The sequence below is a fragment of the Streptomyces sp. NPDC057486 genome (assembly GCF_042802415.1).
Lineage (GTDB): Bacteria > Actinomycetota > Actinomycetes > Streptomycetales > Streptomycetaceae > Streptomyces > Streptomyces yanii.
The window spans coordinates 21,917-38,548 of the sequence record NZ_JBHVEE010000045.1; the positions used below are offsets into that span (position 1 = coordinate 21,917).

Annotated in this window: 13 protein-coding genes and 5 pseudogenes; 6 read left to right on the forward strand and 12 right to left on the reverse strand. The window is 68.5% G+C overall.

Features of this window, described 5'->3' with window-relative positions; genetic code table 11:
• Nucleotides 1-68 precede the first annotated feature (68 nt).
• Together ACFU6I_RS21670 and ACFU6I_RS21675 are read left to right on the forward strand one after the other, a co-directional pair.
• Nucleotides 69-1,384: pseudogene (locus tag ACFU6I_RS21670) on the forward strand (ABC transporter ATP-binding protein); the annotation flags it as partial.
• Between the two features lie 236 nt (nt 1,385-1,620).
• The gene (locus ACFU6I_RS21675) at nt 1,621-3,666 is read left to right on the forward strand and encodes a M4 family metallopeptidase (protein ID WP_384369125.1); all 2,046 of its coding nucleotides are present in this window, start codon (nt 1,621-1,623) and stop codon (nt 3,664-3,666) included.
• A gap of 374 nt (nt 3,667-4,040) precedes the next feature.
• Here ACFU6I_RS21675 and ACFU6I_RS21680 read toward each other — a convergent pair whose 3' ends face one another.
• The 8 genes and pseudogenes from ACFU6I_RS21680 to ACFU6I_RS21715 all read right to left on the reverse strand — a co-directional run bounded on the left by ACFU6I_RS21680 (nt 4,041) and on the right by ACFU6I_RS21715 (nt 11,372).
• On the reverse strand, nt 4,041-5,138 hold the full coding sequence (locus tag ACFU6I_RS21680; RefSeq protein ID WP_384369128.1) for an integrase core domain-containing protein: 1,098 nt from the start codon (nt 5,136-5,138) through the stop codon (nt 4,041-4,043).
• A gap of 125 nt (nt 5,139-5,263) precedes the next feature.
• Nucleotides 5,264-5,722, reverse strand: a pseudogene (locus ACFU6I_RS21685) (transposase); the annotation flags it as partial.
• A gap of 307 nt (nt 5,723-6,029) precedes the next feature.
• Entirely contained in the window at nt 6,030-7,145 is a 1,116-nt protein-coding gene (locus ACFU6I_RS21690) for an NADAR family protein (RefSeq protein ID WP_384369131.1), read from the reverse strand.
• A 138-nt stretch (nt 7,146-7,283) separates the two neighbouring features.
• Nucleotides 7,284-7,700 carry a transposase gene (locus ACFU6I_RS21695; RefSeq protein ID WP_384369242.1) on the reverse strand — a complete coding sequence of 139 codons (417 nt, stop codon included), beginning with the start codon at nt 7,698-7,700 and terminating at the stop codon, nt 7,284-7,286.
• 33 nt (nt 7,701-7,733) lie between these two features.
• On the reverse strand, nt 7,734-9,845 hold the full coding sequence (locus tag ACFU6I_RS21700; protein WP_384369134.1) for a SpoIIE family protein phosphatase: 2,112 nt from the start codon (nt 9,843-9,845) through the stop codon (nt 7,734-7,736).
• A gap of 205 nt (nt 9,846-10,050) precedes the next feature.
• Complete coding sequence (locus ACFU6I_RS21705; RefSeq protein ID WP_384369137.1) at nt 10,051-10,359, reverse strand: hypothetical protein; 309 nt, start codon at nt 10,357-10,359, stop codon at nt 10,051-10,053.
• Nucleotides 10,356-10,676 (reverse strand): annotated as a pseudogene (locus tag ACFU6I_RS21710) (potassium-transporting ATPase subunit KdpA); the annotation flags it as partial. The pseudogene ACFU6I_RS21710 and the gene ACFU6I_RS21705, both read right to left, overlap by 4 nt.
• A gap of 483 nt (nt 10,677-11,159) precedes the next feature.
• Nucleotides 11,160-11,372, reverse strand: a complete 213-nt coding sequence (locus ACFU6I_RS21715) for a hypothetical protein (protein ID WP_384369139.1) — start codon at nt 11,370-11,372, stop codon at nt 11,160-11,162.
• Between the two features lie 167 nt (nt 11,373-11,539).
• On the opposite strand from ACFU6I_RS21715, the gene ACFU6I_RS21720 reads away from it, so the two are divergent.
• On the forward strand, nt 11,540-11,746 hold the full coding sequence (locus ACFU6I_RS21720; RefSeq protein WP_384369254.1) for a hypothetical protein: 207 nt from the start codon (nt 11,540-11,542) through the stop codon (nt 11,744-11,746).
• Nucleotides 11,716-12,042 (forward strand): annotated as a pseudogene (locus tag ACFU6I_RS21725) (ISL3 family transposase); the annotation flags it as partial. The gene ACFU6I_RS21720 and the pseudogene ACFU6I_RS21725, both read left to right, overlap by 31 nt.
• On the opposite strand, the gene ACFU6I_RS21730 reads toward ACFU6I_RS21725, so the two are convergent.
• Together ACFU6I_RS21730 and ACFU6I_RS21735 are read right to left on the reverse strand one after the other, a co-directional pair.
• Nucleotides 12,018-13,271 (reverse strand): HEAT repeat domain-containing protein, encoded by a 1,254-nt coding sequence (locus tag ACFU6I_RS21730; protein WP_384369142.1) that lies wholly within the window; start codon nt 13,269-13,271, stop codon nt 12,018-12,020. The pseudogene ACFU6I_RS21725 and the gene ACFU6I_RS21730 sit on opposite strands and share 25 nt — an antisense overlap.
• A gap of 147 nt (nt 13,272-13,418) precedes the next feature.
• Nucleotides 13,419-13,739 carry a hypothetical protein gene (locus ACFU6I_RS21735; RefSeq protein WP_384369145.1) on the reverse strand — a complete coding sequence of 107 codons (321 nt, stop codon included), beginning with the start codon at nt 13,737-13,739 and terminating at the stop codon, nt 13,419-13,421.
• Nucleotides 13,740-14,236: 497 nt separating this feature from the next.
• Here ACFU6I_RS21735 and ACFU6I_RS21740 point away from each other — a divergent pair, with 497 nt between their 5' ends.
• Nucleotides 14,237-14,479 (forward strand): response regulator transcription factor, encoded by a 243-nt coding sequence (locus ACFU6I_RS21740; protein ID WP_384369148.1) that lies wholly within the window; start codon nt 14,237-14,239, stop codon nt 14,477-14,479.
• Between the two features lie 200 nt (nt 14,480-14,679).
• Here ACFU6I_RS21740 and ACFU6I_RS21745 read toward each other — a convergent pair.
• Both ACFU6I_RS21745 and ACFU6I_RS21750 read right to left on the reverse strand, forming a co-directional pair.
• Nucleotides 14,680-14,787: pseudogene (locus tag ACFU6I_RS21745) on the reverse strand (DNA-binding response regulator); the annotation flags it as partial.
• 27 nt (nt 14,788-14,814) lie between these two features.
• Entirely contained in the window at nt 14,815-15,942 is a 1,128-nt protein-coding gene (locus ACFU6I_RS21750) for a sensor histidine kinase (RefSeq protein ID WP_384369152.1), read from the reverse strand.
• Nucleotides 15,943-16,169: 227 nt separating this feature from the next.
• Between ACFU6I_RS21750 and ACFU6I_RS21755 the strand changes: the two genes are divergently transcribed.
• A complete protein-coding gene (locus tag ACFU6I_RS21755; protein ID WP_384369155.1) occupies nt 16,170-16,628 on the forward strand; it encodes a DUF6223 family protein in 459 nt (152 codons plus the stop codon).
• Nucleotides 16,629-16,632: the final 4 nt, after the last annotated feature.

Here is a 16,632-nt window from a genome sequence, read left to right on the forward strand (position 1 = left end):
CGCTCGCCGTCCTGCCGACCCTCACCTCACTCGTACCGGCGGTGCTGGTCGCCGCACGCCAGGGCGGTGGCCGGGTCATCGACACGGCCACCGAGCTCACGCCCACCGGCTCGGTCCCCATCGAACTCGCCCTGCAGATCGACGGCCTCGCCGCCCTCGTCGCCATCCTGGTCGGCGTCGTCGCCACCTGCGTGCAGATCTACTCGACGGGCTATCTCCGCGACGACCCGCGCTACCCCTCGTACGCCGCTCTCGTCTTCCGGCTGGGGGAGCTGCGGACCGCCGCGAGCCGCGAGGCGCTGGAGACCTCCCGGCGAACCCGCTTCTACACGCTGTACCTGCGCACGGTGTTCTTCCCGGTGGTGGAGGCGTCGTACGCCCTGCCCGTGGCGGGGGTGCTGCTGATCGGCGGGGTGCTGCACGCGCACGGGACGGTGAGTCTGGGCGCGGTGGTGGCGTTGTATCTGCGCCAGTTCAGCCAGCCGCTCGACGAGATCCTGGTGCGGGTCGAGCAACTGCAGAGCAGCGGCGCCTCCTTCGCCCGGGTGGAGGGGCTCGCCCGGCTCCCCCGTTCGGTGCCGGAGGGCGAGGGTCCCGCTCCGGCGGACGACCGGATCGATGTGACCGGGGTGCGCTACGCCTACGACCGCGGAGGCGAGGTGCTGCGCGGGGTGGACCTGACCGTGCGGCCCGGGGAGCGACTGGCGGTGGTGGGCCCCTCCGGCGCCGGAAAGACGACGCTGAGCAGGCTGCTGGCGGGCATCGACGCGCCGACCTCGGGTTCGGTGACCGTGGGCGGGGTGCCGGTGGCCGGTCTCGCACCGGAGCGGCCGCGCCGTCAGGTCGTCCTGGTCACCCAGGAGCACCATGTCTTCCTGGGCACGGTACGCGACAATCTGTGGGTCGCCGAGCCGTCCGCCACGGACGAGGAGCCGTGGGCGGCCCTCACCGCCGTCGGCGCCGACGACTGGGTGCGCGAGCTGCCCGAGGGTCTGGACACCGCGCTGGGCGAGGGCGGCCACCGTACGGACGGCTCCCCAGGCCCAGCAACTGGCCCTGGCCCGGATGGTTCTGGCCGATCCGCACACCCTGATCCTCGACGAGGCGACGGCCCTCCTCGACCCGACTACCGCCCGCCGCACCGAACGCGCACTGACCGCCGTGCTGGAGGGCCGTACCGTCATCGCCATCGCGCACCGCCTGCACACCGCGCACGACGCTGACCGTGTGGCGGTGATGGAGGACGGCCGACTGACCGAGGTCGGGCCGCGCGACAACCTGGTGGCGGCGGACGGGGCGGACGCGGCGCTGTGGCGCTCGTGGCACGGATGACGGACCGGCGGCGCCGACCCACTTCGGTGAACGGTTCGTACAGCGAACATGACCATCCGACCAACGACCGATTCCAGCCAAGTTCTTGATGCGCACCTGACAGTTCACGCGTTCTCCTGTCAGGCTTCCCAAGGTCACTCCACAGCAGCCCCGCTGTGCCACCGCTGTGTCGTGGCTCATCACCTTCGTGCATCTGGTTCCGCGTTCCGCCTTGTTCTGCCCGGACGGTCACCCGCCGTCCGGCCCCCCTTGGCCGCGCGATCCGCGGCCACGCAGAAGGAGACAGTGTTGAGACGCAGTTCCTCTCGCAGACCCACCGCCCACGCCCCCTCCCGTCGTGCCGCGGTGGTCGCCCTCGTCGGCGTCTCCGCCCTGCTGGCCGCCGCCGTCCAGGCGGGCACCGCGGGCGCCGCCCCGGCCGGGCCCGCCCCGTCGAAGATCAACCCCGCCCACACGGCCGTGAAGCTCTCCCCCTCGCAGCGCGCCGAACTGATCCGCACCGCCGACGCGGCGAAGGCCGACACCGCCCGCGACATCGGCCTCGGCGCGCAGGAGAAGCTGGTCGTCAGGGACGTCGTCAAGGACGGCGACGGGACCGTCCACACGCGCTACGAGCGCACGTACGCCGGACTCCCCGTCCTCGGCGGCGACATGATCGTCGACACTACTTCGGCCGGGAAGACCAAGCAGGTCATCAGGGGCTCCAAGGCCACCATCAAGGTTGCCTCGCTCGCACCCTCGATCGCCGCCTCGAAGGCGGAACAGCAGGCGCTGGCCGCCGCCAAGGACGCGGGTTCGACGCGGACCGATGCCGACGGCGCCCCCCGCAAGGTGATCTGGGCGGCGAGCGGCACGCCGGTTCTCGCGTACGAGACGGTGGTCGGCGGCCTCCAGGACGACGGCACCCCCAACCAGCTGCATGTCATCACCGACGCCTCCACCGGCAAGGAGCTCTACCGCTACCAGGGCATCCAGACCGGCACCGGCAACACCCGGTACAGCGGGCAGGTCCCCCTGACCACCACGCAGTCGGGGTCGACGTACACGATGACCGACGGCGCGCGCGGCGGCCACAAGACGTACAACCTCAACCACGGCTCGTCCGGAACCGGCACGCTGTTCTCGCAGACGAACGACACCTGGGGCGACGGCACCAACACGAACGCCGCCACCGCGGGCGCGGACGCGCACTACGGCGCCGCCGAGACCTGGGACTTCTACAAGAACACCTTCGGTCGCAGCGGCATCCGCAATGACGGCGTGGGCGCCTACTCCCGCACCCACTACGGCAACAACTACGTCAACGCCTTCTGGGACGACAGCTGCTTCTGCATGACCTACGGCGACGGCTCGGCCAACAACAACCCGCTGACCTCGATGGACGTCGCCGGCCACGAGATGAGCCACGGTGTCACCTCCGCCACCGCGAACCTCACCTACAGCGGCGAGTCCGGCGGGTTGAACGAGGCCACGTCCGACATCTTCGGCACCGGCATGGAGTTCTACGCCAACAACGCCTCGGACCCCGGTGACTACCTCATCGGCGAGAAGATCAACATCAACGGCAACGGCACCCCGCTGCGCTACATGGACAAGCCCAGCAAGGACGGCGCCTCCCTCGACTACTGGACCTCCACCGCCGGAAACAAGGACGTGCACTACTCGTCCGGTATCGCCAACCACTTCTTCTACCTGCTCAGCGAGGGCAGCGGCGCCAAGGTCATCGACGGCGTCAGCTACGACTCGCCCACGGTGGACGGGCTTCCGGTCACCGGCATTGGCCGGGCCAAGGCGCTGCAGATCTGGTACCGGGCGCTGACCACCAAGTGGACCGCCTCCACCAACTACGCCGCGGCCCGCACCGGCACGCTCGCGGCGGCGGGTGAGCTGTACGGCACCTCCAGCCCCGAGTACAACGCGGTGATGGACGCCTGGGCGGCGGTCGCGGTCGGCTCGCGCTCCGGTGGCGGCGGCAACCCCGGCGGCACCGTGTTCGAGAACCAGTCCAACGTGTCGATCCCGGACGCCGGCCCGGCGGTCACCTCGCCGATCACCGTCTCCGGGGTGAGCGGCAACGCCCCGTCGAACCTTCAGGTCACGGTCGACATCGTGCACACCTGGCGAGGTGACCTCCGGATCGACCTGGTCGCCCCGAACGGGACGTCGTACCGCTTGAAGAACAACAGCATCTCCGACTCGGCGGCCGACGTGCACCAGACCTACTCGGTCAACGCGTCCTCCGCCCCGGCCAACGGCACCTGGCAGCTGAAGGTCCAGGACCTGTACGCCGGTGACACCGGGTACATCGATGGCTGGAAGTTGACCTTCCCGTAAAACCCTCCGCTAGGTCACTCGAACCTCGAGGACAGGGCGCCGTTCCGGAGATTGCGCATCCGGAAGGGCGCCCGTTCATTGCGCCGAAACACAGATCAGGCAGACGACTTTCGGCCAACATCACCTCGGGATCCTGACATGTACGCGACCTTTATGCCACGCTTCCACCGCACGGATCACCCGCACCGCAACTCACATCTTCCGCACGGCCCCCCATTCGTGCGGTCGCCCCGGCGCCGCCACCGGCAAGAAGCTCCACGAGTACCAGGGCATCGAGACCGGCACCGGCAAGACCCTCTACTCCGGCACGGTCACCGTCGGCTCGTACCTGTCGGGCTCGACGTTGCGCTTGCCGGAAACCCCATCCATGCTGCTCACGCTGCATGTTGGTACTCATTCAGGATGCCGCCGAGCCGTTCGCGTCGGCGTATGTCGAGGCGGGCTATCTCGTCCGGATCGGTGATCGGTGTGGGCAAGGGGCGTAGCGGCCGAGTGTTGGCGATGCCCTGGTGTGGGCGGTGGGAGTTGTAGAACTGCTCGAACTCGCGCAGGGCATGCAGCAGATGGCGCTGGTTCCAGATCAAGGTGCGGTCCAGGAGCTCGCGTCGGCAGGTCTGCACCCATCTTTCCATGATCGAGTTCATCCTCGGCGTCCGGACAGCGCTGAGCACGGCCTCGATCCCCGCGTCCTTGAGGATCGCGTCGAACAGGGCCGGGAACTTGCCGTCCCTGTCCCGGATCAGGAACCGGGCCCGGCAGCCGGCGTCCTCGAGGTCCATGACGAGATTCTTCGCGGCTTGCGCCACCCAGGAGGCGGTCGGGTGCGCGGTGGCGCCCAGGATCCGGATCCGTCGGTTGGTGTGCTCGATAACGGCGAAGACGTACAGCCGCGCCCCGGACAGGTTGACCGTCTCGAAAAAGTCGCATGCGAGCAGGGCGTCTGCCTGTGAGCACAGGAAGTCGGCCCAGGTGCTGGAGGAGCGCTGGGGCGCGGGATCGATCCCGGCCTCCTTCAAGATCTCCCAGACGGTGGACGCGGCCACCTTCACCCCCAGTACGAGCAGCTCGCCATGCACCCTCCTGTAGCCCCAACTGGGGTTCTCGTTCGCCAGGCGCAATACCAGGGCCCGGATGGAGTGCACGGCCCGCGGTCGTCCTGAGCGCTTGGGTCGGGAGGCGGCGCCGTGGCGGCGTGCGAGAAGGTCGCGATGCCAGCGCAGTAGCGTGTCCGGGCGTACCAGCAGCCGCACTCTGCGGAGCACATCCCTCGGGAGTCGGTGCAGTAGCGCCGCCAGGAATGCCCGATCGCTCAGGGTGAACCGCACCCTCTTCTCGCCCAGTTGGCGTTCCAGGACCGTGACCTGATGGCGCAGGGCAAGGATCTCCGCGTCCTTCTCTCGATCGCTCATCGGTACCAGGCGCAGCATGGCGAACGCGTTCGCCATGCCCAGGTAAGCCAGTCGAAGCAGCATGGTCGATCATCATGCCGTGGTGATCGACAACCACGCGAGGGCACTGGCTCAAGCGACCGCCGTGGACATCGCCTACACCGTGCACACCGGCTCCCACCAGCGCGGATGAGTTTTCGGCAGGCGCAGGTCCAGGAACTGCGCCCGGTCTCCAGCGCGCAGATCACCGAGTAGGGCCAGCCGGGAACGGGAATGTGCTGGTCCTTGCCCCGGCCGTAGGTGTGGCACAGGATCCGCTGCGGTGAGGTGTGCGCGCTGGGCCGCAGCCAGCAGGTGATGTCGGCCGCCAGTACCAGCCGACCGTCCGCCGCCCGCGGCAACGGGATCGCGGCCAGGGCTCGCCGGAGCCGGGCGACCTCGAGGCGGCCTGCGGCCAAGGCGTCGTAGAGGCCACCGTGTCCGCGACGGTGTTCGCCCACCAGCGACAGCTCCACCAGTGACCGGACCGGGCCATCCGCACACAACACGGCATCCGCAAGCTCGAACAACGCATCCGCACGCCGGGTCAGGCAGGAGTAGAAATCGCCCCGGAAGCGTGACAGTTCCGCAAACGGATCCTGCCGGACAGCGTGATGTAACAGACTCATCCCCACGGCCTTCGTGCTGAGCTTGTGTGTTCCTTGGTCGGATCACATGCTCGGCCGAAGGCCGCCCTCGTGTAAGGCGGTTGCCAGTCCGAGTGATCAAGTACGAGGAGCCGTTCGACCTCCGAGGTTAAAGATCAAGCTATGGGCTGTCCCGTAATCCCTGGCGGGCGCACGACGCCGGCTACGGCACCTCGCTGCGTTGTCGGAACGCCCGAATACACCCAGTATGAGGACGGTCCTCCGCCTTGCGATGCACCGCATCCGACGCCGCGCGCTGATCCACCAGGGATTACGGGACAGCCCTGAGCTAGTCGACGCGGGCCTGGCTGGCCAGCAGTTCGGACCGGACGAGTTCCAGGAGGCGACCCGTCCAGTTCCGGCCCCGGCCTCCGTTGTCGCCCCAGAAATCCGAGTCCGCGTCGTCGTAGAGCAAGGACGCGTCACCCGTGGCCGTAAGGACCGTGGCGAGGTCGGAGTGCTGCTCGTACTTGGCGCGCAGCAATCGGGCCATGACTGCCGTGCGGATCCGCTCCCAGCCCTCCCGTCGCGTCGCCCTGGCCGCAAGTGTGTGGGCCTTCGCCCCCGTCGCCGCGGTGACGACCGAGATGCGCGCCTCCGGTTCGGCGACGGACTGGGCCCAGTAGGCGTGCGCCACCGACGGATAGGTGACGTCGTCCAGGGTGATGGGTGCGGGGTAGTCATTACGCAGGCACCGCTTGTCCGGGTGCTCGAGCGCGCGCTGCGGATACGAGTGGTACAGCTTCACCGCGGGGGCGAAGGAGTTCACCACCCCGTCCGCCGGCACCCGCGAAGGTGCCTCGGCCAGCCGTCGGCGCCGCTCCTCGAAGTACGCGACGGCCTCGTCGTACTCCTCCTGCGAAACCCTTTCGTCGGCCCGGCAGGGGAAACGACCGCCCGGCCCCGTCACCAGGACCTGCAGGGGGCGGTCCTTGCGGTCCATGTCGCCGAGAGCGTAGTGACGCACGGTCTCGGGGATGGCCAGATAGGCGGCCCTGGCCGCGGACCGGTTCTCCTCCGTACGCTCGGTGAGGAACATTTCCACGGCGGCCAGGCAACGACGGGTCGAATCGGGGCGACCGTTCAGCTCGTCGACGGTGTCGCGGACTTCGGCGAGCAGCAGCTCCGGGGTCAGCCAGGTGTCCGGCTCACCGAAGGTCCACGAAGCCAGGTGGTGCGCGGACGCCGATCCGCCGTCGGGAAGGCTGGTGGCCACCCACCCGCTGCGGAGCTTCTTCTCGAACTCGTCGAGCGTGACCAGTTCCCAGCAGTCGACGAGACCGTCGGCGTAGATGAAGAGGTCGGTGAGGAAGTAGGTGCCGCCGTTGTATATGAACGCGTGGCGCCAGGTTCCGGGGATACGGACGCCGTCCGCCATGCGATGGGTGATCCGATTGCCGATCATCCCGTGATGATGCCCGACGGGCCTGTCGGGAAGCACGCCGATTAATCCGTTGCCGCAGATCAGAGGCTCCACAACCTCAACCCACCCCATGTCAGCCGTACGACACCACCTAACAAAGCACTACTAATGCTGAGTTCCTCAAAGGCGGTACGTATAGCGGCGGCGTAGGTGTCGGGCTGGCGGGACGGGTTTGCCCCAGATCCAGGGTCTGGCTCGGGCGTTGAGCTGGGCTGTTGCGAGTTCGGTGGCCTGGGCGATCTCGTCGGGCCCAGCGAAGGTCTGGCCGGCAAGAGCGGCCTTGCGGAAGATCCGCCACCAGCCTTCCTGGAGGTTGAGCCAGCATGCTCCGACGGGTATGAAGACGTGCCGGATGCGGGGGTGGTCCTCGAGCCAGGCCCGGATGGACAGGCTGTTGTGTGAGGACAGGTTGTCTGTGATCACGTAGATGTCGCCAACTGGGTTCGCTTGCTCCAGCATCTGTAAGAACTGCTGGTAGAAGACGCGGACGTCATCTGCTTTGGATCTCCCACCGTGATTACGCCCTAGCAGCCTGATGTCCCGGAAGGGAACGGTCGCAACCGACGCACGTCATGCCACCACGTTCTGCCGGATCTCCTGCTCCGCCCAGATGATCTTGCCGTCCGTGGTGTAGCGCGTACCCCAGCGTCGCGACAGCTGCGCCACGAGGAAAAGGCCACGCCCGCCCTCGTCCAGGGTACGTGCATGCCGCAGCCGTGGTGAGACGCTGCTCGAGTCGAAGACCTCGCAGGTCAGGACGGACTCGCGGATCAGTCGCAGGCGGATGGGACCCGAGGCGTAGCGGATGGCGTTGGTGACCAGCTCGCTCACCAGGAGTTCCGTGGTGAACACCAAGTCACTCAGGCCCCAGGCTTCGAGACACCGCCCCGCCATGGCGCGCGCGCCGGACACGGCAGCCGGGTCGGAGGGCAGATCCCATGAAGTCACCCGGTCCGCGCCGAGCCCGTGGATGCGTGCAATCAGCAGGGCCACGTCATCGTCCCGCCCCTCGGTGTCCGGCCTGTCCAGCAGCTCACCGCACATGTCCTCCAACGGCCGGTCAGGGCTCGCCAGGGCCGCGCACAGCCGTGCCAGACCGACGTCCGGATCCTGGCCGCGGACCTCGAACAAGCCGTCGGTGTACAGAGCGAGCAGGGTTCCCTCCGCCAGCTCGATCTCTGAGGACTCGAACGGCAGACCTCCCAGACCGAGCGGCGGACCCGCAGGGAGATCGGGGAGGACCACCGGCCCGTCAGGACCGACGACGGCGGGTGGCGGATGACCGGCCCGCGCCATGACACACGTGAGGGCCACCGGATCGTAGACCACGTACAGGCAGGTCGCACCGAGTTCCGACGGCGCTTGTCCGTGGTCCTCCGGGGATTCCTCGGCGATGAGCCCCAGCATCAGATCGTCGAGGTGGGCCAGGATCTCCTCGGGCGCCAGGTCGAGATTGGCAAGGGTGCGCACGGCGGTGCGCAGTCGGCCCATCGACGCCGCTGCGTTGATGCCGTGTCCGACCACATCACCGATCACCAGGGCGACCCGTGCCCCGGAGAGCGGGATGACGTCGAACCAGTCGCCGCCCACACCTCCGCCTGAGGGCAGATACCGCGTCGCCACCTCGACCGTCACCTGCGCCGCGATCCGGCGTGGCAGCAGGAAGCGTTGCAATGCCAGCGCGGTATTGCGTTCCCTGGTGAACTGGCGGGCGTTCTCCACACCGAGCGCAGCCCGTCCGACGATCTCGTCGACCACAAGGAGGTCGTCGTCGTCGAACGCCTCGCGCGGCGCACGACGGAGCAGGGTCGTCATCCCCACCACACTGCCGCGTGCCCTGACCGGGACCAGCATCAGCGCACACGGGCTGAGGATCGGTGCGGCCGTTCCGAGCAGCGCATCGGTGGCGATCCAGCCTGCGCACCCCTGCGCGGGCACGGCTTCTCTGCGAGGGGTCCCGTCGGACAGGCACTGCGCGCCCGGTGAACCCAGCGGGAACTGCACCAGACGCCCGACTGCCGCGATCCCCTCCGGCCCGTCGCCGTCGGTGCCCCTGCGCGCGACCCGCCGCAGCCGTTCGACGCCGGACAACGCTCCGTCAGGGGACTCGCCTTGCAGCACGCAGTCGAAGATGTCCACGGTGATCAGATCGGCCAGGTCCGGAACACACACCTCTGCCAGGCCCTCTGCGAGGCTGAAGACGTCGAGGGTCCTGGCCGTCCACGCTCCTGCCCTGCTCAGCAGTGCGAGATACTCCCGGGCACGCCATCGGTCGGTGACGTCGAGAACCATGTAGCAGACCCCCCGCACCGCGCCCGAGTCGTCCTCCAGCCGGAAGAACGACGTGGAGTAGGCGTGTTCGCGGTCGGGTTCGGCTCGCGTACGGCCGTGGTACTCGACGTCGACGGCGGGCCGCCCGGTCTCCAGCACCTCCCGCAGGACCGACTCGATGGCGAGCGCGTCGAGCCGTGGCAGCACATCGCCCAGACGCTTGCCCAGGCGTTCCTCGCGGCTCACGCCGCCGAGCTGCTCCAGGGCATCGTTGATCCAGACGTAGCGCAGGTCGGTGTCCATGAAGGCCATGCCGATCGGAGACCGGGCCAGGAACTGTGCCACCAGAGAGTGGCCAGACTGCCACTCTCCGCTCCCGAAGGTGCGGTCTCCCCAAGAGTCGGAGGACATGGCGGACGGGTCCTGTCCCTGGCCTTGGTCGCTGGTTTTCATCGCTGCCTCGCCATGGCCGCTCGTGGCTGATGAGGCTGTCCTCTCCAGCATGGCACCGCGAGCGAGCCTCGGCGTGGGTGCGCCGGGTACGAGTCGTCCGTGCCGGTTACGGGCGTACGCCGGCCGCCTCATGGCGGGTCCCGGCGCCGGAATGGGCCGGGGCTCATCCCCTCTCCGTACAGGCGCATATCCCTCTTCGTTCGAAGAGGCCGGAGAGGCTCATGCCGACGACTTCGTCGTACTCGTGCACGGCACGAGGGAAGAGGCTGTTGCGCTGAAGGCGGAGGATGCGATGGCGTCCGGTGGTGACCAGCTGGGCGGCCGCAACTGCGGTGTGGACATCATCGATGAGGTCCTGCTGCGCCTCGGTGAGGGTGCACAGAAAGTATGGTGCCCCGCTGACGGAAAAACTCTGACTGTCGCAGACGGCCAGGTTGCCGAAGATGTCCTGCGGGCCGCCCAGGGCGGTCACGACACCTGTGGCGATGGGGTTCGGCGGATGCGCGCCAGCAGCATGGCGCGCGTCATCAGGCCGTTGTGGAAGGTGGTGGCGCTGTTGAAGCCGGCCATCAAGCTGCCATTGGTGTGGGCGTTGCTGGTGTAGGCGTTGCTGGTGTAGGCGTAGATCAGCTCGGTGAGGCCGTGCGGCCCTGGGTTACCCATGTCGGCTGCCCCGTCCTGGGGCAGTGCGATGGCGATCGCCGTGCAGGCCAGGATCACCGTGGGCGCGACCAGCGCGTAGAGGACGACGTAGCGCATCTCGGCGACGCCGAGTCGCTTGCGCAGGTACTCCGGGGTGCGCCGACCATGAGGCCGCCGATGAAGACGGCGATCATGACGGCCATCAGCAGTCCGTACAAGAGATCGTGCTGATGCTGCTGATCCCGATCGCCCGCATCCGCACCTACGGCCGGATGATCGGCAGCCTGAAGCAGGCTTGGACCGCTGCTGGCGTTGAAGAAGCCGCCGCCGTCACCGGAGAAGAGCGTCGCTGGCCCCGCACTCCGGCGGCTACGGTCAGCAATTTCTGGGTCGGCCTGATCTACACCGTCTTCGGGCGACCACGGCAAGCGGCACGAGCACGCGCTGGTCACTTGGTCACGGCGGCATGCCTGGTCCGGCACAGCACCGAAGGGCTCGGCACCACGAAGTGGCCGGTGCTGGTCTCGGGGACGGCGGAATATGCAGCCCGATCAAGAGGGCGATGCCCCGGGCTGCGGTCGACAACTGGGGCAGCCAAGCGGTCAGTCGACTCATAGTCAGACCCTCTGCTCAGATCCCCGGAATGAACCGGGCAAAGGCGGTGTCAATCACTTTGATCGCGAGGAACGGCACGGTGATCCCGCCCAAGCCGTAGATCCAAAGGTGACGGATGAGCAGAGCAGAGGCGCTGGTTCGCCGGTAGCGCACGCCGCGCAGGGCGAGCGGAATCAGGGCGACGGTGATCGTCGCGTTGTAGATGACGGCGAACAGGGCCGCGGACATCGACTGGTGATCGCCCTGGCCGTGGCCGTCGGCGCGGCCATCCAGGTGTACCGGATCGGTGACTCGGGTGCGAAGGCGGCCTGGCAGGGCCGTTTCTCAACGAGCCGGTCCGGCGCCGAGCGGTGACGCGGCAGCAGCCACGCCAGAGGCAGTCCGGCCAGCCCGTCGTGCCTGGGCCTCCCCCGCTGGGCCTGCCCTGGGCGCAAGCCGAGGCTCAGGCGTTCCATCTGCAGGGAGTGGGCCGTTTCGCCCGCGCCGAACGCAGCGCAGCCAAGTCCCGTACGGCTCTGGAGGCACCCTCCTTCCTGGCCGCCGAACAGGCGCGCCTGCATGCCGCGCATGCATCGCTCTGCGCCGAGGCGCCAGGCGCCTGAACCTGGCACTGAACGCCGTCAAGCGCTACACACGTATCCCGGAACCCGAGCGGCTCATCCGCGCCCCCAAGTACCGGCCCACGCTGGTGGATCCCTACCGCAACCACCTGCGCCGACGCCGCGAGGATGACTCGGCCGTCCCGGTCGTGCACCTGTTCCGGGAGATTCAGGAACTCAGCTACCCAGGAAGCCTCAACCTCCTCCACAAGTCCATCAATCAGGGCCGCGTCGAGGCCGACGGCCCAGCGCTCTCACCGCGCCGGCCGGCCCGCTACCGCCTCACCCACTCCGACCACGAGGCCTCGGCCGCCAGCCTATTGGCCAGCCTGGACATGCCAGCGTAGACGCGCAGGTCAGAGTGCCTGGTCGGCACCTTCCACCGACGCAAAGCGTCCATTGCACCGGATGGCCAGGCAGCCTCGTCCTGGTCGGCGACGAAGCGCACGACACGCTGCTGCACGTTGCTCAGGTCGCCGAAGGACTGCGGCGGTTCGGCGGGATCGCCCGGGAAAACCAGCGTGAACAGCGTATGCGCCGTGTAGTACCTGTCGTAGAACCCTTCGTCGCCCGTACGGTCAGCCAGGCCGACCAGCATGGCATCGACTGCCCGGAGCGTCGTGGCTTCGGACGTTTCGGCCAGGGCCATCGCCGAGAGGCCGCTGTAAGAGCCGCTCAGGAACGACATCATCTCGGTCTCCTCAGGCGGCCGGGCGACGACCTGCGTCAGCACGTCGACGACGGCCGGGCCGGCGATGCCGAACCGCGTCAACGCGAAGGCGGAGGCCCAGCGCAGCTCGACGATCGGGCTGTCCAGGTAGCGCCCGATGAAGGGGACGGTCGCTGGCTCGCCGAGCAGACCGAGGGCAACCAATCCCGTCGCTGCCGCGCCGGGCGAGCCTTCATCGGCGATGAACGCCTTCAAGAGCGGGATCGACGTCGCCGCGGACTCGGGGAACCAAGCCATCAAGTTCGCTGTCTCGGCCCGCAGTTCAGAGCTGTCCGAGGTCAGCAGGACGGCGAGCGCGGGAAGCGCTTCCCGGACGGCGTCATAGGAACGCACCACCGCTTCAGCGTCGATGAGCACTTGCGCACAGCTCTCCTCGCGCTGTTTGCGCTGCTTATCGTCCGCAGCTTCGGCGATCCACTGAGCCCAGTCGTCGGCTTCGCCGCGTAGATTCGCCAAGTTGGCGCGGTCTTCCTCAGGGTCATAGCCATTCGGCAGATAGTTGTTGTCCAACCCGATCGCGATGGCGACCAGCAGACCGACGAACCGATGCCTGTTGACCAATCTCGGGTCGAGTGCCATCCGCACGAGGAACGGAACGGTGTGCACTGCAGCCTGCGATCGCGTGCCCTGGTGCACGATATGGTTCGCGAGCTGCGCACTCGGCGGGTACTGGCCCTCCCAAACCCCCGCCTGCATCGCCCGGAGGTGTCCGGGGACGTCGTCGGCCATGCCGTAGGAGTGCTGCAGCTGGGCCCAGGGCACATCGTCCAGGCCGGTAAGAGGGTCGTCATCCATCACAGCAGCAGATCCTGGCATACCAGGATTCCGTCCTGCGATTCGAATGTCTGATCAGGCGATGGTCATGGGATCACCTTCGACCCCGGGTCGAGGAACACACACGCGCGCGGCGTGCACGAGTGACCGGCTGGCCCGACACCGGTCAGGTCAGAGCCACTGGACCCAGCCGAAGGTCGCGATGTATGCACGCTCGATCGCCTTCCAGCTCCGTCCGCCGCGTCGGCGGACGACGGCCAAGGCCAGCGCAAACCAGACCGCGGACACGCCACCGATGATCAACGGCCACTCGGTGCCCTCCAAGTACCCGACCGCACCGAGTGCCAAGGCCGTCACAACCAGACCGAAGTGCGCACCGCCCCGACTCGAGCGCAGTGCCTCCCGGAACACCCGCCGATCCTCTGCGAGGACCCGCTCGTACGCGTTCGGTGCTGCCTCCGCGCTGCGCTCCCGCTCCACGTCCTTCTCCACGCCCCCTCAACAGATCCAGCCCTACGCAGGGCCGACCCACACCCCCACAGACGCACCACCCTTCACGACCGTGCCGCCGCCACCGCCTCACCGACCAACAACTCACCGCCCTCGCCAACCTCGGGCTGGAATGGGCGCAGCAGCCGCAGCAGGGCGGTGAAGCCTGACACGTCATACCGACCGGCAACCAACTGACCTGCATCATCGCCAAAAGCTCAGCCCCAGACCGGCATTCGTGTCACCACTCGAATCACCAACCACAACAAGCTGAACAGAAGAAGCCCCGTACCTGACGCACTGACATCACACTGCCGAACCACCATCGACAAAACCCGCAGATCATCACGATCAGGTGGGTAAAGCCCACGGAGCCGACCGACCCACCCACGAGCCGCGCATCAGTCGACTGCCCGCCGCCTCGCCGTCGGCCTCGCGCTCGTCGTGCGTACGCGTCCCAGCTTCTCCGCCACTTCCGGCACAGCGCGGCGCTGTTTTGCGTGTCCTGGTCGCTGGCCGGCCCGCGGTGGCGGAGCCGAGACGACGTCGGTACTTCCCCCACCGACGACGCCCGGCATCTTCTCACCTACCTCAGCGGCGGACTGACCGATGAGTCCATCGCCCGCGAACTCGGCGTCAGTGAACGAACAGTGGGACGCCGCATCGCCCGCCTCCAGGAAGTTCTGGGCGCACAGACCCGTTTCCAACTCGGAGTCCAGGCCAGCCGCCACGGCTGGCTCTGAGCTTGACTCTGTCGGGGATCTTGGAGTGGTCGGGATCAGGTGCCGAGGGTCCGCCAGGACTTTGACCGGGGAATCCTCTGTTGGTCCAGGTAGGTCTGGAAGGTCGTCGGCGGTCTTGGTGGCGAGCCCTCTTCGGTCACCGACCACCTGCTGAGGCGTTCGATGTTCACGGCGATGGCAGTGAGTACGTGTTGCAGGTGGGGCAGTTGCTCCCTGGCCAGCGCCAGACCCTCCTGCCCGTCGGCGGCCTCGGCCACCATCTCGATGTCGTCTTCGAGGTTGAGGAGCGCGTGGAATCCGCTGCGAATGAGCGGCTGCGACCAGCAGGACGCGAATCATGGCATCTGCTCCACGGGGAGTTCGGCCTGGACGGTGAAGCCGCCCTCGTCGCGCGGTTCGGCGCGCAGTAGGCCGCCGAGGGCGGTGACTCGTTCGCGCATGCCGAGCAGCCCGACGCCGGGCACCGGGGCGGTGCCCGGCGTGGCCTTGCCGTCGTCGTCGATGCGTATCGCGAGGGCGTCGGGCCAGTAGTCGATCCGGACCGATGCCGTAGTGGCGGCGGCGTGCCGGACGATGTTGGTGAGCGACTCCTGAACGATCCGGTAGGCGGTCCGGCCCACCGCGGCCGGCACGTCGTGCCGCTGTCCCTCGATCGTCAGCGTCGCCTCCAGACCGGCCCTGCCGACCCTCTCCACCAGCTCCGGGATCTGGCCAAGCCCCCGCGGCGGGGTCGTGTCGTCGTCGCGCAGTACCTGGAGGGTCGCGCGCAGTTCCCGGCTCGCCTCACGTCCGGCCTCCTGGATGGCCAGCAGGGCCTCCGGCACCTTCTCACCGCGTCTATGGGCCACGTGGACGGCGACCTCGGACTGCACCTTGATGATGGAGATCTGATGGGTGAGCGCATCGTGCAGCTCCCGCGCGATGTGCAGCCGCTCCTCATCAGCGCGACGCCGAGCGGTCTCCTCCCGGGTGCGCTCGGCCTCGTCCGCCCGCCGCTCGGCCTGCCGCAACGCCTCCCCCGCGGCAAAGGCGGCGATGAGCCAGGCGATCTCCAGGGTGCCGCGGGCCTGCACCAACGCCTCGCTCACGGGCCCGTTACGGACGGCCAGTGCCGTGAGCTGGAGAGCCACCAGCAGGGTCACGGACGCCGTAACCGCGAGGGCACGGTGCCCGGCCCGCACCGCGCCGTACACCGCGACCAGGTACGCGACGGCGAGCACGTCGAACCCGGCCGCCTGGTAACCGACCGCGCACAGCCCGGTGACGGCCAGGACGACAACCGGAGCCCGGCGGCGCGCGGCCAGCGCCAGGCCACCGACCGCCAGCAGCGCGTAGCCGAGCAGATCGGGTCCCGTGCCAGGGTGCTCCCCGGACGACCCGGTGCCCAGCATCAGCGCCGCCACGCCCACGGCGATCACCCAGTCCCCGACACCAGCCGGGACACCGAACCGTCGTTTGCTCATGCGCGCAACCTAGCCGGATGCCTGCGCGGGCGAGTCCCGCTCACGGACGAACGGCCCTCTACCGCGCCCGCGGTACCTGTGCGGCTCCTGCAGCGTCCGCGGTAGCCGCGTGCGCCATCGGCGGCAGCGCGAAGTGCGTCCGTCTGCGGGACGACCGGTGGTGGGTCCGGCGGACAGGATCGGGCGACGTCCACCAGCAGGAGTCGTACGAGGAGAAGGAGCACCTCTTGTCTGTCCGTTACGTGCTTGCCGCCATCGCAGGCGCTTTGCTCGGAGGGTTGGGGTTTGCCGCACCGGCGGCCGCGCATGCCTCGGTTCAGCCGGTCGCCGCCGATGCCTCCCTGACCGCCGGGCGACTCGTGGGCACCGTGGCCGCGCTGGTGTCGCTGGCCGGCGTGGTCATCGGCGGGCTGGCCCTGGCCCGCTCCGCCGGCCGAATCGGCAACGGCAAGGGGAAGAGGGGGGCCTTCGTGGCCCTGGTGGCGGGGCTGATCGGCATGGTCATCGGCGCGGTGAATCTGGCCGTCGCCGACGGCGGTCCCGGTACCGGCAACGGAGTGATCGGTGGCGCCCTGGCCCTGGTGCTGGGGCTGATCGCCGCGGTCCTCAGCCGGCTGGCTCTGTCCCGCTCCCGCCGCACCGGCCGACCGGCTGACCGCCCCGGCTACGAGCGCACGTTCAAGTGAGAGA

Excerpts from the sequence above, each read along its gene's own strand:
- ACFU6I_RS21680 (WP_384369128.1), bottom strand. The coding sequence starts at position 5,138 with ATGCTGCTTCGACTGGCTTACCTGGGCATGGCGAACGCGTTCGCCATG.
- ACFU6I_RS21690 (WP_384369131.1), bottom strand. The coding sequence starts at position 7,145 with ATGATCGGCAATCGGATCACCCATCGCATGGCGGACGGCGTCCGTATC.
- ACFU6I_RS21700 (WP_384369134.1), bottom strand. The coding sequence starts at position 9,845 with ATGTCCTCCGACTCTTGGGGAGACCGCACCTTCGGGAGCGGAGAGTGG.
- ACFU6I_RS21715 (WP_384369139.1), bottom strand. The coding sequence starts at position 11,372 with ATGTCCGCGGCCCTGTTCGCCGTCATCTACAACGCGACGATCACCGTC.
- ACFU6I_RS21750 (WP_384369152.1), bottom strand. The coding sequence starts at position 15,942 with ATGAGCAAACGACGGTTCGGTGTCCCGGCTGGTGTCGGGGACTGGGTG.